This window comes from Halorubrum sp. CGM4_25_10-8A, from assembly GCF_005435025.1.
Taxonomy (GTDB): Archaea; Halobacteriota; Halobacteria; order Halobacteriales; family Haloferacaceae; genus Halorubrum; species Halorubrum ezzemoulense.
Genome location: NZ_SGTX01000012.1, coordinates 73932 through 97366, shown reverse-complemented (window position 1 = coordinate 97366; position 23435 = coordinate 73932). Strand labels below are relative to the sequence as shown.

General features: G+C 69.7%; 24 protein-coding genes. 11 read left to right on the top strand and 13 right to left on the bottom strand.

Going from position 1 to position 23435, the window contains the following annotated elements; genetic code table 11:
- Nucleotides 1–95: 95 nt before the first annotated feature.
- On the bottom strand, nt 96–1298 hold the full coding sequence (locus EXE52_RS13070; protein WP_049929399.1) for a methionine adenosyltransferase: 1203 nt from the start codon (nt 1296–1298) through the stop codon (nt 96–98).
- A 182-nt stretch (nt 1299–1480) separates the two neighbouring features.
- Between EXE52_RS13070 and EXE52_RS13065 the strand changes: the two genes are divergently transcribed.
- A complete protein-coding gene (locus EXE52_RS13065; RefSeq protein ID WP_089307574.1) occupies nt 1481–2488 on the top strand; it encodes a hypothetical protein in 1008 nt (335 codons plus the stop codon).
- A 25-nt stretch (nt 2489–2513) separates the two neighbouring features.
- On the opposite strand, the gene EXE52_RS13060 is transcribed toward EXE52_RS13065, so the two are convergent.
- The 4 genes from EXE52_RS13060 to EXE52_RS13045 all read right to left on the bottom strand — a co-directional run bounded on the left by EXE52_RS13060 (nt 2514) and on the right by EXE52_RS13045 (nt 5980).
- A complete protein-coding gene (locus EXE52_RS13060; protein ID WP_089307573.1) occupies nt 2514–3635 on the bottom strand; it encodes a pyridoxal phosphate-dependent aminotransferase in 1122 nt (373 codons plus the stop codon).
- 84 nt (nt 3636–3719) lie between these two features.
- Nucleotides 3720–4757, bottom strand: coding sequence for a DUF5821 family protein (locus tag EXE52_RS13055; RefSeq protein ID WP_089307572.1), 1038 nt, complete (start codon nt 4755–4757; stop codon nt 3720–3722).
- A gap of 75 nt (nt 4758–4832) precedes the next feature.
- Nucleotides 4833–5573 carry a tRNA (adenine-N1)-methyltransferase gene (locus EXE52_RS13050; RefSeq protein WP_089307571.1) on the bottom strand — a complete coding sequence of 247 codons (741 nt, stop codon included), beginning with the start codon at nt 5571–5573 and terminating at the stop codon, nt 4833–4835.
- On the bottom strand, nt 5570–5980 hold the full coding sequence (locus tag EXE52_RS13045; protein WP_049929393.1) for a nascent polypeptide-associated complex protein: 411 nt from the start codon (nt 5978–5980) through the stop codon (nt 5570–5572). Before EXE52_RS13045 ends, EXE52_RS13050 begins: the two co-directional genes overlap by 4 nt.
- Nucleotides 5981–6122: 142 nt before the next feature.
- Between EXE52_RS13045 and EXE52_RS13040 the strand changes: the two genes are divergently transcribed.
- The gene (locus EXE52_RS13040) at nt 6123–6905 is read left to right on the top strand and encodes a creatininase family protein (RefSeq protein WP_089308080.1); all 783 of its coding nucleotides are present in this window, start codon (nt 6123–6125) and stop codon (nt 6903–6905) included.
- Between the two features lie 6 nt (nt 6906–6911).
- Here the strand turns inward: EXE52_RS13040 and EXE52_RS13035 are convergent, their stop codons facing one another.
- The 3 genes from EXE52_RS13035 to EXE52_RS13025 all read right to left on the bottom strand — a co-directional run bounded on the left by EXE52_RS13035 (nt 6912) and on the right by EXE52_RS13025 (nt 10040).
- Nucleotides 6912–7637 (bottom strand): 6-hydroxymethylpterin diphosphokinase MptE-like protein, encoded by a 726-nt coding sequence (locus tag EXE52_RS13035; RefSeq protein ID WP_089307570.1) that lies wholly within the window; start codon nt 7635–7637, stop codon nt 6912–6914.
- A gap of 162 nt (nt 7638–7799) precedes the next feature.
- Nucleotides 7800–9062 (bottom strand): dihydropteroate synthase, encoded by a 1263-nt coding sequence (folP, locus tag EXE52_RS13030; protein ID WP_199239151.1) that lies wholly within the window; start codon nt 9060–9062, stop codon nt 7800–7802.
- 405 nt (nt 9063–9467) lie between these two features.
- Nucleotides 9468–10040 (bottom strand): DUF192 domain-containing protein, encoded by a 573-nt coding sequence (locus EXE52_RS13025; protein WP_049929391.1) that lies wholly within the window; start codon nt 10038–10040, stop codon nt 9468–9470.
- Between the two features lie 231 nt (nt 10041–10271).
- On the opposite strand from EXE52_RS13025, the gene EXE52_RS13020 reads away from it, so the two are divergent.
- Genes EXE52_RS13020 through EXE52_RS13005 form a run of 4 tightly spaced genes read left to right on the top strand, consistent with a single transcriptional unit; the run spans nt 10272 to nt 12722 of the window.
- Entirely contained in the window at nt 10272–10859 is a 588-nt protein-coding gene (locus EXE52_RS13020; protein ID WP_049929390.1) for a hypothetical protein, read from the top strand.
- Nucleotides 10856–11677 carry an RNA methyltransferase gene (locus tag EXE52_RS13015; protein ID WP_086215588.1) on the top strand — a complete coding sequence of 274 codons (822 nt, stop codon included), beginning with the start codon at nt 10856–10858 and terminating at the stop codon, nt 11675–11677. The genes EXE52_RS13020 and EXE52_RS13015 overlap by 4 nt, the downstream gene beginning before the upstream one ends.
- A 2-nt stretch (nt 11678–11679) precedes the next feature.
- Nucleotides 11680–12369, top strand: coding sequence for an AzlC family ABC transporter permease (locus EXE52_RS13010; RefSeq protein ID WP_049929387.1), 690 nt, complete (start codon nt 11680–11682; stop codon nt 12367–12369).
- On the top strand, nt 12366–12722 hold the full coding sequence (locus EXE52_RS13005) for an AzlD domain-containing protein (RefSeq protein ID WP_049929386.1): 357 nt from the start codon (nt 12366–12368) through the stop codon (nt 12720–12722). Before EXE52_RS13010 ends, EXE52_RS13005 begins: the two co-directional genes overlap by 4 nt.
- Before the next feature lie 32 nt (nt 12723–12754).
- Here EXE52_RS13005 and EXE52_RS13000 read toward each other — a convergent pair whose 3' ends face one another.
- Together EXE52_RS13000 and EXE52_RS12995 are read right to left on the bottom strand one after the other, a co-directional pair.
- Nucleotides 12755–13087 (bottom strand): hypothetical protein, encoded by a 333-nt coding sequence (locus EXE52_RS13000; RefSeq protein WP_086215587.1) that lies wholly within the window; start codon nt 13085–13087, stop codon nt 12755–12757.
- Nucleotides 13088–13186: 99 nt separating this feature from the next.
- Nucleotides 13187–15118, bottom strand: a complete 1932-nt coding sequence (locus EXE52_RS12995; protein WP_089307569.1) for an aldehyde ferredoxin oxidoreductase family protein — start codon at nt 15116–15118, stop codon at nt 13187–13189.
- A 278-nt stretch (nt 15119–15396) separates the two neighbouring features.
- Between EXE52_RS12995 and EXE52_RS12990 the strand changes: the two genes are divergently transcribed.
- Complete coding sequence (locus EXE52_RS12990; RefSeq protein WP_394334920.1) at nt 15397–15879, top strand: VanZ family protein; 483 nt, start codon at nt 15397–15399, stop codon at nt 15877–15879.
- A 12-nt stretch (nt 15880–15891) separates the two neighbouring features.
- Here EXE52_RS12990 and EXE52_RS12985 read toward each other — a convergent pair whose 3' ends face one another.
- Entirely contained in the window at nt 15892–17784 is a 1893-nt protein-coding gene (locus EXE52_RS12985) for a bifunctional UDP-sugar hydrolase/5'-nucleotidase (protein ID WP_089308078.1), read from the bottom strand.
- Between the two features lie 275 nt (nt 17785–18059).
- On the opposite strand from EXE52_RS12985, the gene EXE52_RS12980 reads away from it, so the two are divergent.
- Nucleotides 18060–19154, top strand: coding sequence for an archaeosine biosynthesis radical SAM protein RaSEA (locus tag EXE52_RS12980; RefSeq protein ID WP_089307568.1), 1095 nt, complete (start codon nt 18060–18062; stop codon nt 19152–19154).
- A 264-nt stretch (nt 19155–19418) separates the two neighbouring features.
- The gene (locus EXE52_RS12975) at nt 19419–19622 is read left to right on the top strand and encodes a hypothetical protein (protein ID WP_089307567.1); all 204 of its coding nucleotides are present in this window, start codon (nt 19419–19421) and stop codon (nt 19620–19622) included.
- A gap of 27 nt (nt 19623–19649) precedes the next feature.
- Here the strand turns inward: EXE52_RS12975 and EXE52_RS12970 are convergent, their stop codons facing one another.
- Complete coding sequence (locus tag EXE52_RS12970) at nt 19650–20399, bottom strand: 5-formyltetrahydrofolate cyclo-ligase (RefSeq protein ID WP_089307566.1); 750 nt, start codon at nt 20397–20399, stop codon at nt 19650–19652.
- Nucleotides 20400–20485: 86 nt separating this feature from the next.
- On the opposite strand from EXE52_RS12970, the gene EXE52_RS12965 reads away from it, so the two are divergent.
- A complete protein-coding gene (locus tag EXE52_RS12965) occupies nt 20486–21181 on the top strand; it encodes a DUF4013 domain-containing protein (protein WP_086215583.1) in 696 nt (231 codons plus the stop codon).
- A 53-nt stretch (nt 21182–21234) separates the two neighbouring features.
- Nucleotides 21235–21855 (top strand): GTP-binding protein EngB, encoded by a 621-nt coding sequence (engB, locus tag EXE52_RS12960; protein ID WP_089307565.1) that lies wholly within the window; start codon nt 21235–21237, stop codon nt 21853–21855.
- Nucleotides 21856–22347: 492 nt separating this feature from the next.
- On the opposite strand, the gene EXE52_RS12955 is transcribed toward engB, so the two are convergent.
- Nucleotides 22348–23394 (bottom strand): hypothetical protein, encoded by a 1047-nt coding sequence (locus EXE52_RS12955; protein WP_089307564.1) that lies wholly within the window; start codon nt 23392–23394, stop codon nt 22348–22350.
- Nucleotides 23395–23435: the final 41 nt, after the last annotated feature.

The window sequence follows — 23435 nt, the reverse complement described above, 5'->3', positions numbered from 1 at the left end:
GGCGCGGCAGGGGGTCGCGACCGGCGGGCGGTGGAGGAGAGAGATCGCGACCGGCGGGCGGTGGAGGAGAGAGATCGCGACCGGCGGCGCCCGGCTCAGAACGTCGAGACGTCGCCCTCGATGACGCTGCGGGTCACGTCCGTCACGTCGGCCAGCTCGCGGTCGACGATGTCGACGACGTCGGCCTCGATGTCGCTCAGCGTGACGCCGTCCTCGGTGACGATCTGCGCGTCCGCGACGTGCGGCTCGTCGATCGGCCGGCCGATCTGCGAGAGGAGCCTGACCTGGAGGTCGCGGATCCCGTCGACCTCCTCGGTGACGGACTCGGCGACGCGGGTGGAGAGCAGGTTGTAGATCTTCCCGATGTGGTTGACGGGGTTCTTCCCGGAGGTCGCCTCCATCGACATCGGGCGGTTCGGGGTGATGAGGCCGTTGGCGCGGTTGCCGCGCCCGACGGAGCCGTCGTCGCCCTGCTCGGCGGAAGTGCCGGTGACAGTCAGGTAGACGGAGCCCTCGTCGTAGTCGTCGGCCGTGTTCACGTCGACGTTGACCTCGCGGTCGGTGTACTCGCGGGCGAGGTCGTCGACGTACTCGCGGACGGACGCGACCGCGTCGTCGTACTCGTCGAGCCCGTCGACGTAGGCGTCGACCATCGCGGCGGCGACGGTGATGTCGATCCGGTCGCCCTCGCGTTTACCCATGATCTTCACGTCGGGGCCGAGCTCGGGGTGGTCGTCGTGGTAGGTCGTGTTGAGCGCGCGCTCGGCCTCGCGGACGATCGTCTCCGTCTCGGTGAGCGGCGCGTGGCCGACGCCGAAGGAGGTGTCGTTGGCCATCGGAACCTCCTGCGTCTCCTCGCCGAACACGTCCTGGAGGTCACCGGAGCCCTCGCCGAGCTTCACGTCGACGACCACGTCGGTGCCGTACTCGAGCTCAGGGATCGCCTCGGCGAGGTAGTCGCGGGCGGCCGCGAGCGCGGTCGAGTCGACCGGGAGCTGCTCGCCGTCGTACTCCTTCGTGGCGCGGCCGACGATGAGGATGTAGACGGGCTCGACGACCTCGCCGCCGCCGAACGCGGGGGCCGCGCGGCCGGCGACCAGCTGCGTCTCGTCGGTGTTGTAGTGGAGCACCTTGCCGACGCGGTCCAAGTAGAGCTGCGAGAGCGCCCGCGAGACCGACTCCGCGACGCCGTCGCAGATCGAGTCTGGGTGACCGATCCCCTTTCGCTCGACGATTTCGACCTCCTGGTCCTCGACCGCCTGCCGGTCGAGGCGGCTGACCTGTATGTTCCGGTCCATTACGCACCGATACTGCGCCGTCGGCACTATAACTTGCGGAAACTCTCCACCGGTAGTGAATAACCTGTAGTTATTTATAGGCGGCTTCGGCGGCCCCGGCCCGGTCCGCGTCGCGCCGGGTGACACAAGCGGGCGCTTGAGTTTCGGCAAGGACTTTGCCGCGGCGAGTGCGACTGCCCCGTATGGACGAACTCGCGCCCTCCCGCCGTCGACTGCTCGCCGGTGCGCTCGCGGGCGGCATCGGCGCCGCCGCCGGCTGTCTCGGGACCGATAGCGACGACGAGTCAGACGACGGGCCGGAACTGCGGCTCTCGCTCTCGCGGGTCGAGGGCTCGCTGCGCGACCGGTACGTTCGCGACCCCGACGCCCCGCCCGAGCGGTGGGACGGGGCGGCGCTCGACGCCGCGCTGGCGGGCGAGCCGTACACGATCCGACACCGGAAGCCGTTCTTCGCGGAGCCGGACGACCCCGCGTACGCCCGCTTCGAGGGGACCTACTACCGGCTCGGGTCGGTGATCGTCGACGAGGTCGCCGAGACCTACCCGGTTCTCCGGCTCTTCGAGGCCGAGAGCGACGGAGCGTCAGCCGGCGACGGCGAGTCGCCGGTCGACGGCGGCGAAGACGGGGATCTCCCGGAGGCCGACCAGCGGGCCGTCCACATCGCGCACTTTGCTGCGCGGGCCCGCGGTGGCGTGGGCGGCTATCCCGTCGGACTGGTCGAGCGCGGCGGCTACACGTATCGGGCCGAAGCTTCGCGCGCGGAGAGCGCGCTGCTCGACGACGACGGTCCCGACTACGTGACCTACCGAGACACCACCTACCGGGTCGAAATCGAACGGGAGCGGTTTCACGAGGCCGTCCACCGACCGACCGCCGAGGCGGTCGCCGAGAGCCCCGAGCGAATGGAGTCGATCCTCCGGGCGGCGCTCGTCGGTCCGAGGGTCGAGCGGGACGAACTCTCCGCGGAGGCCGGACGGATCGTCGACCGGGCCGAGGCAGAGGAGTACGGCGAGACGCACCCGTACTCCGACGCGTACGCCGAACTGCTCCGCGCGATCGACGCGCGCCACTACCTCGACGGGAACGTTCGCAAGGATGCCGGCGTCCGCGAGACCGAAGAAGCGATGATCCGGCACGGCGACGAGTACTACGAGCGGTACCTCCGGATCGTGAACGACGGGGGGAACTGATCGGCCGAGGCGCTTCGCCGTCGCCTCAGCGGGCCGCCTCGTACGCTTCCGCCATCACGTCGAGCGCCTCGCGCAGGTCGCTCTCGTCGGTCGCGTACGAGACCCGCGCGTGACCGGCGCCGTTCTCCCCGAACGCCTCGCCGGGGACGACGACCACGCCGCGGTCGAGACACTCGTCGACGAATCCCTCGGGCACCCGCGGCATCGCGTAGAAGGCCCCCTTCGGGGTGGGACAGTCGAGGCCGATCTCCGCGAACCCCTCCAAGACGATGTCGCGGCGGCGCTCGAAGGACGCCGTCATCTCGTCGACCACGCCGCGGTCGCCCCGCAGCGCGGCCTCGGCGGCGTACTGCGCCGGCGCCGAGGCGCACGCCTGCGCGTACTGGTGGACGCGCAGCATGCGCTCGACGCGCTCCTCGGCGCCGTACACCCAGCCGAGCCGCCAGCCGGTCATCGAGAACAGCTTCGAGGCCGAGTTGACGACGACGACGTTGTCCGTCTCGGCGAACTCGATCGGCGAGTGATGTTCGCCGTCGAAGACGGTGTACTCGTACACCTCGTCGGAGAGACAGAGCACGTCGTGCTCGTCGGCGATGCGCGCGAACTCCCGGACGTCTTCCTCGGAGGAGACCGCCCCGGTCGGATTCCCTGGAGAGTTGACGACGAACGCCGCGGTGTCCTCGGTGATCGCCGCCTCGACCGCGGCCGGGTCGATCGTGAGGTCGTCGCGGAGCGGCACGGGGACGGGTTCGCCGCCGGCCAGCTTCGTCAGCGCGTCGTAGGAGACGAACCCGGGGTCCGGGATCAGCACCTCGTCGCCGGCGTCGACGTGCGCCTCCAAGGCGACGTGGAGCGCCTCGCTGCCGCCCGCGGTCGCGATGACGTTGTCGGGGTCGAGGTCGATCCCCTGATCGGCGCGGTGCTTCTCGGCGATCGCCTCCCGTAGCGCGGGGGTCCCCTTGTTCTCGGTGTACGCGTCCGCCTTTCCGGACTCGATCGCGTCGACGGCGGCTTGGCGGGCGTGGGGCGGCGTCGGGAAGTCGGGCTGTCCGAGCCCGAGGTTGATCGCGTCGTCGCCGGCCGCCTCGAACACCTCGCGGATCCCGCTTATCGAGATCCGTTCGACCCTGTCGGAGAACGTCGTCATACCGTTCTGAGGGCGCCGCCGCGAGTTAGTTCTTGTCACGTCGGATCGACGGGCCGCCTCCGACGGCGAGTCGCGGGCCCGCACTCACCGACGCTTCCGCTCCCAGACCGGCCGGCGTTCGCCGCGGCCGGCGTCGTGTCGGGTCCGCCCGTCCGCGTCGGTCGGCAGATCGAACCGCCCTTCGAGGACGCTCGGCACTTCCTCGGCGCGGGCGCGCAACAGGGCGTCGTCGACCGCGCGGAGGCGGAGCATCGGCCGCCCCGGTCCCGCCGGCACCTTGATCGACTCGATCAGCTCCCGCTCGACGAGGGCCTGCCGGTCGCCGGTGAACTCCTGTGCCGGGGCGATCCCGATGCCGTCGGCGCCGGCCCACGCCCGGAGGTCGCGGAAGAGGTGGTCGTGTCGGGCCGCGAGCGCGACGAGGAGCGACCGGTCCGACGGCTCCGTCGCGCGGCCGAACTCGCCCGGCGGAAGCGACTCCAGCACGGTCGCGAGGTCGTCGGCGAAGCGGTCGTCGAGGATCTCCCGCGCCACCGCGAGCAGTCGCCGCCGAGAAGGCATCTCGACCGGCTCGACCGTCGCGGCGTCGAACCGCGCCGCAGCGGTCGCGCGGGCGGCGCCGACCGCCTCCGGACGGGCACCGGCCGCCGTCGTCGCGAGGGAGCGGTCCCCGCGGGGACCGACCACGGCGTCGGCGCGCTCCGGGGTCGCGAAGAGCGTCCCGCCCGTCCCGTGCCCGAGCGGGTCGCCGGTCCGGACTCGTATTTCGTCGCGTTCGACCGCCTCGGCGACCGCGGTGCCGAGGACCGGCGCGCGAGCGAGCGCGTCGACGACGCCGGGGCGACACGCGACCCGCCACAGCGGTCCCGGCGATCGCTTGCGGGCCGCGAGCACCGCCGGGAGGAGTCGGAGCGGGACGCCGACCGCGACGACCCCGGAACGCCCCGCCAACGCGGCCTCGACCGACTCGGTCAGGGGGTCGTCGGGACGCGGAAGGGCGTCGGCGACCTCCGTCGCGTCGCCGACGCAGTCGGGGTCGGCAGCGGCAGGAGCACCTGCCGAGGCGGACCCGTCGCTTCCGGCGGCTGCGTCGGTCTCGGGTTCAGCGTCGTCCGCGCCCACACCGTTTCGACCGTCGCGATCCGAAAGAGCGTTGCGCCGACCGGGGTCGGGAGGAGAGAGGTGTCGGCGGCTGGGTCAGGGGGCCCGGGCGAACACGAGGTAGCCCGTGTGGCCCACGCCCGCGGTGGAGGGGCGCGAGCCGCGGTCGGAGAAGTCCATCTCGCGCTGGATCGTCTCTAACGTCTCGACCTCGGTGAAGCCGGCCTCACGGGCCGCGAGCGCCGCCTCGCGGGTCCCCTCGACGAACGGCGAGTAGACGGCGAGGCGGCCGCCGGGCGCGAGCAGGTCGTCCGCGCGCTCGACGACCGCGGGAGCGTCGCCGGTGTCGAGCGTCAGGGCGTCGAACGGCTCGCCGTCGGCGAGCGCGTCCAGCTCGTCGGTGAGGTCGCCGGTCCGGACGTCGACGCGGTCGGAGACGCCCGCCGTCGCCATGTTCTCGCGAGCGACGTCGGCGAACTCGGGGTCGATCTCGTAGGTGGTCACGTCGGCGCCGGCGCGCCCCAGGTACGCGGCGAGGATCCCGGTCCCGGTGCCGGCGTCGAGGATGCGGTCGCCGCCGGACGCGCCTGTATGCCCCATCACGAGGCCCACGTCGCGGGGCATCATCGGCGCGCCGGTGCGTTCGAGGTGGTTGAACAGGTCCGGGCCGCGGAGCGCGCGGACCTCGAAGACGGTGCCGAGGTGCGTCTCGACCTTGTCGCCGGCCGAGACGTCCTCGGGGACCTCGATCACGCCGAGGTCGGTGCCGAACTCCTCGCCCGGCTCCAGTAGGTACTCGCGGTCCGCGTGGACGAGCAGGTATGCGGCGTCCGTCACTGGAGGTCCGAGATCGCCCGCGCGGGCTCGCCGTTGGCCGCCTCCAGCGCCTCGCGGGCGTCGTCCTTCGAGACGCCAGCCTGCTCGGCGACCAGCCGGACGTCCTCCTCCGGAATGCCATCGTCTTCGTCGGCCGCGTCCTCGGCTTCGATCGCGCTCGCGTCCGCACCGCCCTCGACTGCGGCCGCGCCGCCCGCGTCGGCCACCGCGTCGGGCGACCCGACGATCTGGTACGTCTCCTGCCCTTGGGCGTCCATCTTGGTGACCTGCGCGCCGTCGAAGACGAGGTCGTCGCCGTCGGCCGTCTCGATGACGACCCGCTCGGCGTCGAGCTCCTCGACGTCGATCCCCATCTGTTTCATCATCTGTTTCATCTTCCGCGGGTTCATGCCGCCGCCTCCGAACATGGTCACCGGTTCGGCCGGACGACACAAAAAGGGTGTCGACACGGGTCGAAGCAACGGCGCGTCGCGGACGCTCGCCGGTCCCGATCGCGGCGAACCGGACCGAGAGAGCGGGGTTGATACGTGTCGCGCGCGAGGCGGTGATATGTACCTCGCGGACCGCACCTGGCCGGAGCTCGGCGACGCGCTGGCTCCCGGCTCCGTCGCGCTCGTCCCGCTCGGCTCGACCGAACAGCACGGCCCGCACCTTCCGCTCGGGACCGACCACCTGATCGCCGAGGGGCTGGCGACGGCGGCCGCGGACCGATCCGACGCGTTCCGGACGCCGACGATCAACGTCGGCGTTAGTCCCCACCACCGCCAGTTCCCGGGGACGATGTGGGTCGACCCGCCGGAGTTCCGCGACTACGTCGAGTCGTTCGCCCGGAACCTCGCGTACCACGGGATCGACCGCGTGGTGTTCGTGAACGCCCACGGCGGCAACGTCCAGCACCTCCGAGAGGTCGGCCGCCGGCTCCACGAGGACGAGGTCGCCTACGCTGTCGAGTGGATGTGGGACGAGTCGATCCCGGAGCTGGTCGACGACCTCTTCGAGCGCAACGGCCCCCACGCGGGCCCCAAGGAGACGGCGATGGTCACCCACCTCGCGCCCGACCTCGTCCGCGAGGACCGGCTCGAGGACGCGCGCGACGGCGGGCTCGTCGACCTCGAAAGCGCCGAGACAACCGTCCACGGCGCGCGAACCTTCTACGACGCGGTCGACAACTCAGCGAACGGCGCGTTCGGCGACCCGACCGACGTGACGCCGGAGAAGGCCGAGCGCCTGTTCGAGGCGGCCGCCGACCAGCTCGTCCAGCTGGCCGAGTGGATCGGCGAGCGCGACGAGAGCGATCTGTTCCCCGAGCCGCGCGTGGAGCGGTCGGACTGACGCGGGCTACTGGTCGGCCGCGTCTCGGGCGAACGCCTCGCCGAGTATCTCTCGGAGCGCCGCCTCGGCGTCCGCACGCCGCCCGTCGAGCACCGCGAACCGCTCGTCGCGGCGGCGTTCGAGCCAGCGCAGCAGTCTGGCCGCCCAGTCGAGCTTCAGCGCTTTCATCGGGTCGACCGCGGGGTCGTCGAACTCCCACCCCGGAAAGACCAGTTCGCCGGCCCCGAGGTGGTCGGCGAGGAACGCCGCGCGGTCGCCGTCGGTGAACCCGCCGGGGTTGCGGAGCGGCCCGACGGGCGCCGCCTGCGTCGTCGCCAGCGTCCACTCGTCGGCGAAGCGCGGGAGCCACTCGCGGACCGCCGGGAGGTTGTCGCCGTGGGCGTGCGCGGCGACTGGGACGCCATCGCGCGTCAGTTCCGCGGCCGTCTCCGGGTTCTTGTCGAGGTCTGTCACCATACAGTCGACCGCGACGCCGCGGTCAGCGAGCGCGTCCGCCGCGGTCGAGGCCGCGACGACGACATCGGCGTCGCGGGCGAGTTCGACCTCGTCGGCGAGACAGGGGGCCGCGCCCGCGACGGCGACCGTCTCGTCCGCCCAGTCACCGAGGCGGCCGAGCGAGAACGGAGTCGCGAGGTCGGCGGCAGTATCGCGGACGCGCTCGTCGTCGGCCCGGTCGAACCCGAAGTCGGCGAGGATCGCCTCGTAGACGGGCTCGAAGGTCGCGAAGTTCACGTGCGGGCCCCCCTCGGGACGCGCGACTGGGCGCCCGTCGATCGGCGCCGCCGCTCAGCGGGCGAGATATGGTATGGGCCGGAGTGGCACAGAGTACCCCTACCCGCGTGCCCCTCCGGCGTCCGGTCGATCGGTTGTCTACACGAGGGCATAAACTTTCTCTTAATTCACGTGTCGGTCGATACCGTCGATCGCGGCGTCAAGCGCCCGTGAAGCGCCGGATACCGCCTCTCTAACCGAGTCGAGCGCCGCGGGCGTCGCGATCAGGAGCCCGCGGCGGCCGTCAGCGGGGTCGTCGCCGCCTGACGACGCCCCGCCGGTGCCGCCGTCGGTCGCGGACGGGGTCGCCGCGGCCGCCCGGTTCGGATCGCCCAGCGCGAACGTCGCGCCGGTCGCGTCGTCGCCGACGGTCGCGGCGCGGAGGGCACCGACGGCGGGGTCGTCGAGCCCGGTGAGTTTGTAGGTACGAACGACGGCGGTGTCGGCGGCGCCGCGGTCGCCCTGAGCGGCCTCCGGCGCGCCGATCCGGTCGAGGTGACGCTCGGCCTCGCGGACCGTCGTCACGTCGAGCTCCTCGACTCCGACCGCGTCGGAGTCGCCGCGAGAGTCGTGTCGGTCGCGGGCGAACTCGGCGCCGACGAGCGCCGCGTCGCGCGTCTCGGCCACGTCGTGGGTGCGGATCACGTGCGCGCCGCGCTCGACCGCCATCGACGTGGCGGCGAGCGAGACCGGCAGCGCCTCCTCGGTGCTGCGGCCCGCGATGGTCTTGAGGAAGCTCTTGCGGTTGATCGAGACGAGCAGCGGGCGGCCGTACCCCCGGAACTCCCGGAGCCGGTGGAACGTCTCCCGGTCGTCCTCGTGGGTCTTGGCCTCGGACCAGCCGCCGAACGCGGGGTCGAGGATCGTCTTGTCGGTGAGGCCGTTCATCGAGAGCGCCTCGTAGATGTCGTCGACGTCCTCGACCGCGCCCGGGCGTTCGAGGTCCGGCGGCGAGGCCATCTTCGACACCGCCACGTCGTGTTCGCGACAGACGCGGGGCATCTCGGGGTCGGCGAACCCGCAGATGTCGTTGACCATGTCGAACCCGCGCGAGAGCGCCTCGTCCGCGACCTCGTGATAGCGCGTCTCGATCGACCAGACGGCGTCGCCGGAGGTCGATTCGAGGGTCTCGACCGCGGTGTCGAGGCGGTCGAGTTCCTGTTCGGCCGAGAGCACGTCGAGGTCCTTGTTCGCCGACTCAAGCCCCACGTCCACGATGTCGGCGCCCTCGCCGATCAGTTCCTCGTCGACGTACGCGGCGGCCTCGCCGGGGTCGTCGTACACGCTGGGGTCGTACGGCGACTCCTCTGAGACGTTGAGCACGCCCATGATCCGGGGCGGATGGTCGTCGCCGATCCCGAGCCCCGCGGCGTCCACGTTTCGCATACGATCACCACGGGCGCGAGCGACATAAACGGGGCGAGTACCCGAGGCGCTCGCCGGAGAACTGCCCTCGCAATCGCTTATAAATGGTCGGCGGGCGGTGGTGCGTGCGACCGAGCGGCCGGAGCGAAGCGGAGGCCGCGAGGGGCACGCGCGAAGGAGTCGCGAACGCCCGAAAGGCGTGAGCGACGAGGCTGGGGAGGCGTGAGGTGCGGTCGCGGTCGGGTGGGACTCGAAGGGGCAGTCGCGAGGGGGCGCAGGCGACGCAAGCACCGCAGGGAGCGAACGGAGTGAGCGACCGAGGAGCACAACGAGCGTGCGCCCCCTCGCGACTGGGGGTTTGGAGGTGTTCGTCGCAGGGCCACGATCGGCTGGTTATAACTGATCGCACACGCCTCCGAACCCCATTTATAGATTAAACCGCACCGAGTCGCCGACCGCGACCTCGTGGCGGTCGGTCCACTCGTAGGGGACCTCCAGCACGTACTGCCCGGAGCCGGAATACCGTTGATCTTCACCGTCCTCGTTCGGTCCCGGTTCGGGCGCGTTGTGGATCGAGGTGATCTCTCGGTCGCCGTCGACGTAGACGATGTCGATGCCGAAGTCCATTTCGCGCATCACGTACGTCAGGGGGCCGGGCGAGTCGTGTACGAATAACATCCCGCCCCCGTTGGGCAGCGATTCGGCGCCGCTGAGGCCGAGGATTCGTTTGTCACGGGTGTCCGCGATTGCCGCCGTCACCGACCCCCGAGCTCCCCCGTCCGGACCTTCGACGGTCACGGTCGTCGTCTCGTAGTCGGCGTACGTTCCGGTCGGCCAGTCTGCGTCGTCGGCTCCGCCGTTCGCGCCGTCCGGCCCGCCACCCGCGTCGCCGTCGGTCGAATCGCCGCCGTCGCTCGTCGCGTCGTCGCCCCCGAGACAGCCCGCCGCGGCGCCCGTCGTCGCGGCCGCGGCCAGCCCGAGGAGTCGCCGCCGTCTCATGTCTGCGCCGAGGGGGGCCGGAGTGATAAACGGCGGCGTCGGCGTCGCGCCGTCACGGGTCCGGGGAGGGACATGTCACTCGGTGCGCCCACGACCCGTATGAACTCTCCGTCCACTCACCGTCGCGGTCTGGCTCTCGCTCGCGGCCGCCGCTTCGACCTCGCCGCGGCGTAGCGACCCCTCGTGCCGGGAAGGACGCGCTTTTATCGCCGCCGGAGCGTAGCGTGAGACATGGCGAAAGTGAGCATCGGCCTCCGCGGGTGGCGCTTCGAGGAGGACGAGATATTCACCGACGACGAGGAGCTGAAGCCCCTCGACGAGATCCCCGAAGATCCGCGAGAGCGACTCGTGCGGCTCGTCACCCTCGTCGAAGAGCCCTGCGACGTCTGTTACCTCGAGCACGGCGACGAGGAGATCAACCGCTGTAGGCAGGCGGAGATCGTGTACGGCGAACCGGAGGGCGAGGTGCTGCTCTGCGCCGAGCACGAACCCGACCTGCTCTACTGGTTCCGCGAGGCGGGCGGCAGCGAGTACAAGGGGTCCGTCGAGTTCGCCGACCGGTTCCACGAGTGGGTCGCCGCCGGCAACGAGGCGCCGGAGGGGTACGGCTCGGTCGAGCACGTCGACGAGGACCCCGACGGCCTCCCGGACCTGCCCGATCAGCAGGAGGTCCAGGAGCGGCTCGAAGAGGACTTCCAGGGCGAGCGGATCGACATCGTCGAACTCGCCGGCAAGGAGCGCTCGGACGAGGAGCTGACGGAAGAGGAGCTCGCCGAGTCCGACCTCGACCTCTCGACCGACTACCCGTCGGACCGATGAGCGACGAGGAGTCGGACGTCGACGCAGTCGAAACGCCCGCGAGCGGTCGACGGAAGCCCGTGGTCGTCGTCGTCGAGCCCGAGACGCCGGGCAACGTCGGCACCATCGCGAGGGCGATGAAGAACTTCGGGCTCACGGACCTCAAGCTCGTGAACCCGCCGGAGATCGCGGAGGACGGCGAAGCGTACGGCTTCGCCGGACACGCCCGCGAGGACGTGCTTCCGAACGCCGACGAGGTCACATTCGACGAGGTCGTCGCGAACTACCACACGGTCGGCACGACCGCGATCACCGGCGAGGACGACCGTAGCCACGAGCGGTTCCCGTTCAAGACCCCGGTCGAGCTGCGCGAGTCGCTGAAGACGGTCGACGCGCCCACCGCGATCGTCTTCGGCCGCGAGGGACGGGGGCTCAACAACGAGGAGCTCTCGCGGCTCGACGAGGTGTGCTCGATCCCGGCCGACGACGACTACCCCGTCTTGAACCTCGGGCAGGCCGCGACGGTCCTCTTGTACGAGCTTCGCGATCTCACGGTCGAGGAGACGCAGCTGCCCGACACGGAGGTGACCCGTGCTCCGGAGGCCGACCTCGAGCGCTTCCACGAGTTCTTCGACGAGTTCCTCGCGGCGACGGGGCAGCGCGACCACGTCCGCGAGAAGAACGCGCTGCTGATGCGCCGGCTGCTCGGGCGCGCGCACCCGACCGAGCGTGAGATCCACTCGCTGCTCGGCGCCTTCCGGAAGGCGAACGCGAAGCTGGACCACGCCGACCACCTCGCGGCGAAGTACGACGAGCCGCCGTACCCGCGGGAGGAGTAGCCGTGGGCGGGGGCGTCTTCGACGAGGACCTATTAGCCGGCGTGCGCGACGTCTCGCCGCTCATGCTCGGCGTCGCGCCGTTCGCCCTCGTCGCAGGGATCGCGGCGGTCGACGCCGGGCTCGGTCTCGCCGAGGCGGTCGGGATGTCCGTGATCGTGTTCGCCGGCGCCTCCCAGCTCGCGGCGCTCGAACTGCTCGGCGAAAACGCGCCCCTCGCCGTCGTCGTCGGGACGGCGGCCGTGATCAACCTCCGGATGCTGATGTACTCCGCCTCCATCGCGCCGCACTTCGCCGACTACGGTCGCCGGCTCCGCGCGGGGCTCGCCTACCTCCTCACCGACCAGGCGTACGCCCTCTCGGTCGCTGAGTTCGATGAGAACCCGGACCGGAGCCGGTGGCGCTACTACCTCGGCGCGGCCGCGTCGCTGTGGATCGTCTGGCAGATCGGGACGGTCGTCGGCGTCGTCCTCGGCGCGGGCGTCCCCGACGCGTGGGGGCTCACCTTCGCGGTGCCGCTCGTCTTCCTCGCGCTCCTCGTCCCCGCGATGAAGGACCGACCGACCACCGTCGCGGGCGTCGCGGGCGGCGCGGTCGCGGTCGTCGCGGCCGGGCTCCCGCTCAACCTCGGCCTGCTCGTCGGCGCGCTGTGCGGGGTCGCGGCCGGCCTCGTGACGGAGGTGAGGGTGTCGTGAGCAGTGGTCTCGGCGCCCTCGCCGCCTCCCCGCGCGCTTGGGTCGCAATCGCGGTCATCGGCGTCATCACCTACGGGATCCGGCTCTCCTTCATCCACCTGTTCGGGCGGATCGACGGCGTCCCGACGCGCCTCCAGCGGCCGCTCCGGTACGTCCCGCCGGCCGTCCTCGCGGCGCTCGTCCTCCCCGATTTGGTGACGCTCGGGCCGTCCGTCACCGCGACCTTCCTCGACGAGCGGCTGATCGCGGGCGCCGTCGCCGGCGCGGTCGCGTGGCGGACCGAAAACGTGTTCGCGACCATCGCGACCGGGATGGGAACGCTGTGGGTCTTCCGGTTCGTCGTGTTCGCGTGAGCGGGCAGTAATAGAGACGAGCGAGGCCGCCGTCAGCGATCGCGCTCGGTCGCGCGCTCCGACCGGCGCTCGCTCCCGTCCGGGCTCTCACGGTCGACGGGGCGGCCGGACCGGGCGTCGCGGTCGACCTCGCGCTCGCGGGCGGCGGCGATCCGCTGGGCAGCGTCGGCGAGCGAGTCGAGCGCGGCGAACAGCCGGTACGAGAGGTACGGTCCCACGGTGAGGACGAGGACGGTCCAGACGCCGAGCAGTATCTGTCCGAGGATCAGCAGCGAGTAGACGAACACGAACAGGCTCACGGCGGCGAGCGTGATGCCGACGCGCGTGCGGAGGGCCTCGGAGGGCGAGAGCGGGTCGTGTGCCATACGCGGAGCTTCCGGCGGAGCTCACTTAAAAATAAACACGAAGCGGCGAGAGGCGTCGACGCGCGAGCGCTCTCGCCCTCGCTCGGGACGCGTTCCCGCTCAGTCGTCGGCGGGGGCCGCGGAGTCGCCGGCGGAGACGCCGGTGCCGGGGCCGACGTCGATGCCGAGGTCGGCGAGCTTCTCGTCCGGGACGACGCCGTCGACCCAGCCGCGGCTCTCGTAGTACTCGGCCTTCAGCTGGTCGAGTTCGACGAGTTCGCCCTCGCTGGCGCCCGTGCCGGGGATGGCGTCCGGGTGGCCCTCGATGAACCGGTTCGGCAGCGTGTCGTCCGCGCCTTCGAAGCCGGCGAGGTTGTTGTAGTAGCGCTCGAGGTTGTAGATGCGCTCGCCGGCCTCGAACAGCTCGTCCTCCGAGAGGTCTTGGCCGGTCACACCGTTGTACTGGAGCACGTACTCCTCGATCCCCTCAGCGAACGCGCTGAACTTACAGATATCGAACGAGTCCGACACCGCGTGGAGGTCCTGGAAGGTGGCGGTGAGCTCGCCTTTCCCCTCCCACTCGTACGGATCGACCTTCTCCGGGATCCCGAGGATCTCGGCGGCCGGCGTGTAGCCGCGCAGGTGGCACGCGCCGCGGTTCGAGGTGGCGTACGCGATCGCCATCCCCTTCATACAGCGCGGGTCGTAGGCGGCCATCGTCTGGCCCTTCACGGAGAGCTTGTTGTCGTGCGCGTCCTTCGCGTCGGCGACGCGCTCGGGACCCTCCGCGAGGAGGTCGCCGAGGTCGGACGAGCGGTGACCGATCTCCTCGATGAGGTCGATCATCGTCTCCGAGTCGCCCCAGTCGAGGTGGCCGACGCCGTCGAGTTTGCCCTCCTCGCTCATCTCCATCGCCATCGCCATCATGTTGCCGGCCTCGATGGTGTCGAGACCGAGGTCGTTACACTGCTCCAACATGCGGGCGATCTCGTCGCGGTCGGAGTGGCCCGAGTTCGGGCCGAGCGCCCACGCGGACTCGTACTCGTACGACTCCGTGCGGACATTCATCTCCTGGCCCTTGTGGGTGACGTTGACGTCGACTTCCTTCTTACACGCCACGGGACAGGAGTGGCACGTCGGTTCGTCGACGAGGATGTTCTCGCGGACGTTCTCGCCGGAGACCTGCTCCGCCTCGATGTCCGCGCCCTCCGCGTCGTGGTACGCCTCGGTCGAGGTGTACTTCGCGTTCTTCGTCGGGAGGCCGTCCATCTCCTCGGTCGCGTTCATCAGGACGTTCGTCCCGTACATCGAGAGGCCGCCCTCGTTGGGCGCGGTCACGTCGGACTCGCGGATGACCTCCATCGCCTGCTGGTACCCCTCTTGGAACGTCTCGGGGTCGGCGGGCTTCGGCATGTTGGTGCCCGACTTCACGACGACCGCCTTCACGTTCTTCGCGCCCATCACGGCGCCGGTGCCGCCGCGGCCCGAGGCGCGGTCGTCCTCGTTGATGACGCAGCCGTAGCGGACCTGATTCTCGCCGCCCTGCCCGATCGCCATCACGGAGACGTCGCGGCCGACCTTCCCGTCGACCTCCTCGCCGATCTGGTCGATCGTGTCGTGGACGCCCTGTCCCCAGAGGTGGGAGGCGTCGCGCACCTCCACGTCGCCGTCCTCAACGAACAGGTAGACCGGCTCGTCGCTCTCTCCGTCGAGGAGGACGCCGTCGAGTCCGGCCCACTTGAGCCGGGCGCCGGACCAGCCGCCGTGGTGCGAGTCGGTGACGGTCCCCGTCAGCGGGGACTTCGTCACCAAGGCGATCCGGCCGCTCATCACGGTCTGGGTACCCGTGAGCGGTCCGGTCATGAACGCCAGTCGGTTCTCCGGTCCCAGCGGGTCCACGTCGGGCCCCTTATCGAAGACGTATTTAACGCCGAGTCCGCGCGCGCCGATGTACTTCTCCGCGTCCTCGTCATCGATCCCGTGGTAGTTGACCTCCTCGCCGCTGAGGTCGACCTGTGCCACACGGTCGCGGTAGCCGCCCATTTCAGTCATGTAATGCTCTATCATTATAGAAGGACCACAGCGTGTTAGTTGTTGACCTCCGTACGAAACCGTAAAGCGTTACAAAAGTGAACGCCTCGGAGGTGCGACGTTTATCAGTAGCCCGAGCGTTCACCGCGCGAATATCCGGAGACTGCGGCGCGGTGTGAGAGATTCACAGCGTCCGGTAGCGGCGTAGTGTAAACGACCGGTTTCGGTCGGTCTTACGGGTCGGGCGCCGAATATCGCGAAGACGCAGTCCATAATTGCCGGCGACTCGAAGCACGACCGTGACCGACCGAGGCGGACGGGGAGAGGCGACCGCTCGGCGTCCGGGGGAGATCAGGCGCCGCTTAGGGTCGATCAGGCGTGAGCGAGCGAGGGCGTTCGGGTTCGCGCTCGCCGTGTTCGTCGCGTCGGTGGTCCCGGTGCCCGGATCGTCCGGCGGGGGCGAGAGCGCGCTCGGCGGCGTCCTCGACGCTCTCCCCGCCGAAATCGGACTCACCGATCCGTTCCACGTAGTCGGGTACGCGGTCCTCGCCGGCCTCCTCGTTCCGACGACGGGGAGACGGCGGGTCGACCCCTTCCTCGCGGCCGCCGCCGCGGTCGCGTTCGGGTTCGGCATCGAACTCGTCCAGGCGCCGATCCCGTGGCGCTCCTTCGCGTGGGGGGACGCCGCGGTCAACGCGGTCGGCGCGGTCATCGGAGCGGCGATCGCGGTCGCCTGGGGGCGCGGACCGGAGACGGCGGGCGACCGCGACGACGAGCGCTAAACCCGCCTGCGTTCAGCGTCCCGGCGGACCGGCGCTGCCGAGGCCCCGACCGCGGCGGCGCACGGTCGCCGACACGTCCGCGTTCAGCCGAGAGCGTTCGAAGTAGATGTGGTCGTACTCGCTAGACTCGTACTCGGCGTAGATGTCGAGCGCGACCTCGTCGCCGTCGTCCGCGTCCTCTATCGTGTCCGCCAAGTTGCTGTCGTCGACCCGGACGACGAGAGTCTCGTCCTCCTCGTCGAAGACGACCTTCTCCGCGTCGACGTGGTCACCTTCCGGCGTCCACACGGCGACGGTGTCCTCGGCGACCGACTGGACGTCGTCGGGCGCGTCGAACTGAGAGACCACCTTGCCGTTCCCGTCGACGGTGACGGCGGCGTCGGGCAGGTCGCGGTCGACGCGCTGCATCCGCCCCTCGACGGTCGGAGCGATGGTATCTTTCTCCTCTAAGTAGTTCACGACCGTCGTCGCCTGGAGTTCGCCGGTGTCCTCGACGGGCTTGTCGTCGAGCGGGTAGCTGCTCCCGCCGTTTGCGATGAAGCTGTTGACGGCCACTTCGTACGTCTCCTCGGGGTCGAGCGGCTCGCCGTCGACGTACACGTCGCGGATCGGTTCGTCGGCGTCGTTGTGGGGGACCCACTCGAAGCGCAGGCCGCTGGTCTGCTGAGAGATCTCTTCGCCGAAGTTCTGCCCGGTGTCGCTCTCCAGCGTGACGACCTGGCTCTCCAAAGTCTCGACGAGCTCCTCGCCAGTGAGCTCAAGCGAGACGACGGTGTTCGGGAACGGAAGCGTGTTGAAGATGTCTCCGCCGGTGATCTCGCCGGGCCCGTACACCGAGTCGGAGCGGATGCCGCCGGCGTTCGTGATCGCGACGTCGGCGTCGACGCGCTCGCGCATCGCGTCGGTGACCACGTTTCCGTAGTTCGTCTCGCGGTGGTAGTTCGAGCCGAACGTGGCGTCGAGCGGCGTCTCCGTCTCCACGATCACCGAGTCCAGGCTCACCTCTCCGCGGTACTCGTTGATGATGTCGGACGCGGTCGGGTCCTTCTCGATGTCGTCGGTGACCTCGATCAGCTCCCCGTCGAACGCGGTGACCTCGCCGCCGTCGATCGTCAGTTCGATTTCGCTGAGGTAACGGGCGCGGGCCCGAGCCTCGGAGACGATCGATCCGTCGACCTCCTCGGGCGGATAGAACTGCTCGTCGTCGCCGACGACGATCGCGTCGATGTCGTCGTCCGCGTCGGCCTCGGCGAGCGCCTCCGCGTCGCCGATGCCCGTGTGCGCGAGGGCGACGACGGCGTCGACGCCCTCGTCCTCCTTGAGCCGCTTCGCTTCGGCGGGGCCGGTTTCGGTGTACTCTTCGAGGGTCAATCCTTCTTCGTTGAATTTGATGTTCGTCTTTCCGAACGTCGCGCCCTCGTCGACGAGTCCGATCAGACCGACCTTGACACCGCCTCGCTCGACGATTCGGACGGACTCCGTTCCGTCGAACGCTTCGCCGGTCTCGCTGTCGACGAGGTTCGTCGCGAGCCACGGGAACTCGGAGTCGGCCGTCACGTCCGAGATAGGGTCGAGCCCGTAGTCGAACTCGTGGTTCCCGATCACGTCGGCGTCCGGCTCGACCTCGTTGAGCACGTCCACCGGCGCGCGCCACTGCGAGACGGGGCTCAGCGCGTGCGGCCCCACCTCGTCGCCGCCGCCGACCACGACGACGGGCCCGTCGGCCGCCGCCCGGCGCTGTTCGATGAGCGTCACCAGCCGCGGGAACTTCTTGTCCTCCGCCGCAGCCGTCTGAATGTCGTTGTACGACAGGACTGTGAGCGTCGTCGCGCCGTCGCCGTCGGCGGCCGTCGCCGACCCCGAGACGAGCGACCCGCCGAGTACGATTCCACCCGCTCGCAACACGTCACGCCGTCCGTAGTCACGGTCCCGTGACATCGAATTATTTCACTTAGTGATATGTATAAAATCTTTCTATGAAATAGTATATATTTATCAATTCGCGATGTTTGAGAATCTTTCACAAACAACCCTTCTGAGACGGGTCGGCGAGGGACTCGACCGCGGTGGGCGCGCGGAAGAGTGTCCCCGCGGGCCAGACGCGATCACACCCGCAGCGACGCGCCGGCCGTTCCCGCGATGACGACACCGCTTTACGCGCTCGCCCGCTTCCACCGACAATGAGCCAGCCGAGCCCCGACGCGTACGAGCAGGGGCGCGGGATGGACGCGCACAACGCCGTGATGCGCGACATCCGCGCCGAGCGCTCGGAGACGTACGACCCGACGGAGCCCACCCGCGTCTGGATCGACGAGGACAACACGCCCGACGGCGTCGTGAACTCCCTCACGATCATCCTGAACACCGGCGGCTGTCGGTGGGCGCGCGCCGGGGGCTGTACGATGTGCGGGTACGTCGCGGAGTCGGTCGAGGGCGGCAGCGTCGCGCACGAGGACCTCATGACCCAGATCGACGCGTGCCTCGATCACGAGGCCGAGGAGGCCGACGAGCCGGCCGAGCTGATCAAGATCTACACCTCCGGCTCCTTCCTCGACGAGCGCGAGGTCCCCGCGGAGACGCGGCGGGCGATCGCCGAGACGTTCGCGGACCGCGACCGGATCGTCGTCGAATCGCTGCCGGACTTCGTCGACCGCGAGAAGATCGCCGACTTCGCGGACCACGAGATCGCCACCGACGTGGCGGTCGGGCTGGAGACGGCGACCGACCGCGTCCGTCACGACTGCGTGAACAAGTACTTCGACTTCGCCGACTTCGAGGACGCCTGCGCCGAGGCGGCCGCGGCCGACGGCGAGTTCGCCGCCGACGTGGGGATCAAAGCGTACCTCCTGATGAAGCCGCCCTTCCTCGCGGAGCCCGAGGCCGCCGCCGACATGATCAATTCGATCCGGCGCTGCGCGGCCGTCGACGGCTGTCACACGGTCTCGATGAACCCGACGAACGTCCAGCGGTACACGATGGTCGACGAGCTGTTCTTCGAGGGGGGCTACCGGCCGCCGTGGCTCTGGTCGGTCGCGCACGTACTGGAGGAGACCGCCGACGTCGACGCCATCGTCGTCTCCGATCCCGTGGGGCACGGCTCCGACCGCGGCGCGCACAACTGCGGCGAGTGCGACGACCGCGTCCAGACCGCGATCAAGGACTTCGACAGGCGGCAGGACCCGAGCGTGTTCGAGCAGGTGTCCTGCGAGTGCGAGGCCACCTGGGAGTACGTGATGGACGAGGAGACGAGCTACAACATGCCGCTGGCGCGGTAAGCGCGGTCGGCGCGTCGACCCAGAGCGGGCAGGGGAGCGCCCTCGCGCGAGCACAGCCCCCGCCAAACCCCCGGACGCGACCCGCCGATCCCGCGCCGGTCTCCGCGGAACAATTGTGAACAATGCCGATCAATATTTTCCTCATTTAGTAAACATACGGCCTAGAATATTCGGAAACGGGTCACAAATCGGCGTGGCAAAGTCGATCATACTGAACGATCAGGTCGAACAAGGCCCTTATACCTCGGACCCGTACAGTAGAACATGAACGCAGACGCCAGCGGTTCCCCGCCCTCCCGCGGGAAGTCGGTCCTCTTCTGTTCGGAGTGTCGCTTCGAAAGCCCCCTGTCGGACGGGTGGCTCGTCGTCAGCGACGGCGACGAGCGGACGCTCGTCTGTCCGAAGTGCGGCCACGTCGCCGACCACCGGTCGGCGCGATCAGCACCGACGCCGCAGCACGCCGACTGATTCCCGCGGCGAGGGTCGCAGCCGTCGTTATCCTTCTTCCGGCGCCCGTTCCGCGAGAACCGGTATCTCGGACAGCTTCTCCGCGTCGAGCGCGTCCCAGTCGACGCCGTCGGGTCGCGCGTACGGCGTCTCCGTTCGGAGCGCTCGCTCCGGTGTGACGACGAGGTCGAGCGGCACGTCGTGAGCGTCGGGCTCCTGGAGGTCGACATCGGCTCCGACCGCCGACTCGGGTCCGTCGAGGACGGAGAGCTCGTGAACCGTCGTCGCGACCGTCGTGTCGTCATCCACGACGTCGAGTTCGCGGAGCACCGCCCACTCCAGGTCGCTGTACCCCTCGCCCTTGCCGACCCGGGCGCCGCCCGTCGTGACGCCAACGGAGCCGACGACGATCAGGTCGACGCGCGCGACGCCATCGGGCGCTGTCGGCGTCCCGTACTCGGAGATGCCGGAGACGGTCGTCGCGTCGTCGATCTCGTCGGGCGAGATCTCGGCCGGATCGAGGCGGAGGAACGGGTTCGGGTCGCGGAGCCGCGGCTGCGCGACGTAGACGGTCTTCCCGGCGCGGAGCGCGGCCCGACGGACCGGCAGCTGCGGCGCGTCGGGGTTGGCCTTCAGCGTCGCGGCCGACTCCCACGCCTCGGTCTCCGCGAGCCGCGTCGCCGCGGCGTCCGCGCCGGCGAAGTTCGGGATCCGGTCGTGCGGCGGGAACGGGAACCGCGCCTGATCGCCCTCGTCGAACGCGTCCCACACCGCCTCGCGGACAGCCTCTTTGTCCATGGGAGTCGGTCGGCCCTCGCGGACAAGTAGTCGGCGACGCGGCGAACGGCGGGGAGTTATATACCCGATCGCCGTCATCACGGCGTATGATCGAAGACGGACTCTCCTATCCCGTGCGCGGCGACTGGGTCGGGCGGATGGTCGTCGGCGGCGTATTGGGGCTGCTCTCGGTGTTGGTGATCCCGACGTTCCTCGTGTTCGGATATCTCGTGCGGGTGCTGGAGCGCACCGTCGCGGGGGACGACGAGCCGCCGGAGTTCGACGACTGGGGCGACCTGCTGGCGAAGGGCGTCGTCGGGACGCTGATCGCGCTCGCGTACTCGGTCGTCCCGGTCGTCCTCTACGTGGTCCTCGTCACCGTCGTCGCCGGGATCGGGTCGGGCGTCGGCGGCGATCTGGGTGCGCTCATCGGGGTGACCGGCGCGCTGCTCGCGCTGGCGTTTCTCCCGGTGCTGCTGTTCGTCTACTACGCGGTCCCGGCGGCCCTCACGGCGTACGCGGTCCGCGGCAGGGCGGGCGCGGCGTTCGACGTCGACCTGCTCAAACCCACGCTTTTCAGCGCCGACTACCTCCTCGCAGTACTGGCACCGATTCTCGTCGCGATCGGGGTGTTCGTCGTCTCCGTCGTGCTCCTCGTGACCGTCGTCGGGTCGGTGCTCGTCCCGTTCGTCCAGTTCTACGGACAGGTCGCCGTGTTCCGGATGTTCGGCGCGGCGTTCGCGGACCGGACCGACGGGATCGACGCCGGGAGGGAGAGCGTCGGCGACGCCGCGACCGCCTGAGACCGCGCCGCCGCGACGCGCCTTTTAAACCGCTCTACCGACCACGTACGCGTATGTTCGAAGACCGGCCGGACCGCGACGCCGAGGTCGTCCTCGTGGGGCGCTCGAACGTCGGCAAGTCCACGCTGATGCGCGAACTGACGGGCCACGACTTCTCGACCGGCGGCAAACCGGGCGTCACCCGCCAGCCGAACCACTTCGACTGGGCCAGCGAGAGCTTCATGTTCACGGACCTACCCGGCTTCGGCTTCATGTCCGGCGTCGAGGAGGAGCACCGCGAGCAGATCAAGACCGACATCGTCCGCTACCTAGAGGACAACGCGGACTCCATTCTCGCTGGCGTCGTCGTGATGGACGGGAAGGCCGCGGTCGACATCATCGACCGTCACGCCGAGCGGGGGAATATTCCGCACGACGTGGAGATGTTCGGGTTCCTCGAAGACGTGGGAGTCGAGCCGATCATCGCCGTCAACAAGACCGACAAGATCGACGACCTCGACGAGCGGCTCGACGCGATCTGCGACCGGCTCGACCTCTACCCGCCGTGGCAGCAGTGGTCCGACCGCGTGGCTCCGATCTGCGCGAAGCGCGGCGACATCGAGGCGCTGGAGGAGTGTCTCCGAACGCGCTTCCACGACCACAACCGCGACGACCTACTGAAATTCGTCTCTTAAGTATCGGTGTGAGACGGTGGGGTCGGTTGCGCAGAGATTTCAGCCGAATTGGTACAATCGGCCAGCTGTGGATCGGCGGAAAACACCTCCAGACCCCAGTCGCTCGGCTGTACCTGACTGACGAACGATCGACGGTGAACAGCTCCAAAGACTCAGTCGCGAGGGTTCGGTGCGCTCGCTGTCGTTCGAGACGCCGGAGGCGTCTCGTGATAACGAGAGAGCTTTGCTCTCTCGAACCACGCTCCTCGTCGCTCGCTCCACTCGCTCCTGCGGTGCTCGCGTCGCGCGCCTTCGCCCTCGCAACTGTCTATTTGAGTCCCACCCCGCAACCGCACCTCACGCCTCCCCAGCCTCGTCGGCCTCCCTCCGCTTCGCTCCGGTCGACCGACTCCCTCGCGCGTGCTGCTCGGCCGCGGAGCGGCCTCGCAGGCACGCGCCGCCGCGAATTTGTTTATAAACTACCGCGTCAGTGCCCGGCTCGAATCCCTCGCTTCAGAACTCGAAGCCGACCGCGTCATCGCTCGGGCGGAGCGGGCTCCTCGGGTACGGCGGCTCGGCGTCGGGGTCGTTGTACGCGCGCGGCGCCACGTCGTTCGGCCCGTCCGAGTAACAGAGCGCGGCGAGCGTCTGGATCGCGGTGCGGCCGCTGGCGAGTTCGAACTGGCCGCCCCCGTACATCCGGATCCCCTCGCGCTCGCAGTATGCGATCGTCTCGAACAGCGATTCGAGGGTGCCGAACCGCGAGGGTTTGATATTACACCACCCCGGCTCGACGGGGAGCGATTCGAGACTCTCGACGCCGTCGACCGGGTAGTCGAACGAGAGGCGGTCAGCCTGCGGCTCGACGAGTGCGCTGGTCGCGGGCGTGAACGCGGGGTCCTCCACGACCGCCGCCGGGAACGCCGCGAACACGTCGCGGTACAGCTCCGGGTCGGGCTCGACGTCGACCTCGGTCCCCTCGTACCACCCCTTGAGGTCGAGGACGCGCACGGCGTCGGTTTTCCGGAGAGTTTCGAACGCCGACTGCGGCCACTCCGCGGTGGGGTCGAGCTTGAACTCCAAGTCGGCGTTGCGCGCGAGCAGTTCCTCGACCCGGTCGGTCGACGGGGGATCACCGAGGCGAGTGGAGACGACAAACCGAACCGAATCGGGGTCGACGCCGAGCCGGTCGCCCAGCGTCTCCTCGCGTTGCCGGAGCGCCAGGTCGAGCGCCGCGCTCTCGACCGCCCAGCGCCGGTAGTTGCGTGCGGTCTCGTTCTCGGGCGGCGTTCCGTGGAAGAGGTCGATCTCGTCGAGTCGGTCGGAGAGCGCGTCGATCGTCCACTCGCCCTCGATGTCGATCGGGTCGGTCCCGGCGAGCGCGTCGTGGTCGGCGGTCTCGTAGGTCACGTCCTCGCCGCGCCCCACGACGCCGTCGCCGGAGAGCCGGTACTCCGTCGTCGTCCGCTCGAAGCCGCTCGTCGTGTCGGCGACGTACCGCCGGCGGGCGACGGACTCGATCGTCACCGACATGTCGGCGATCCGCTCGTAGTGGCTCATAGCACAGTCGAAGCGGGCCGATCACTTAAATCGGTGAGCGG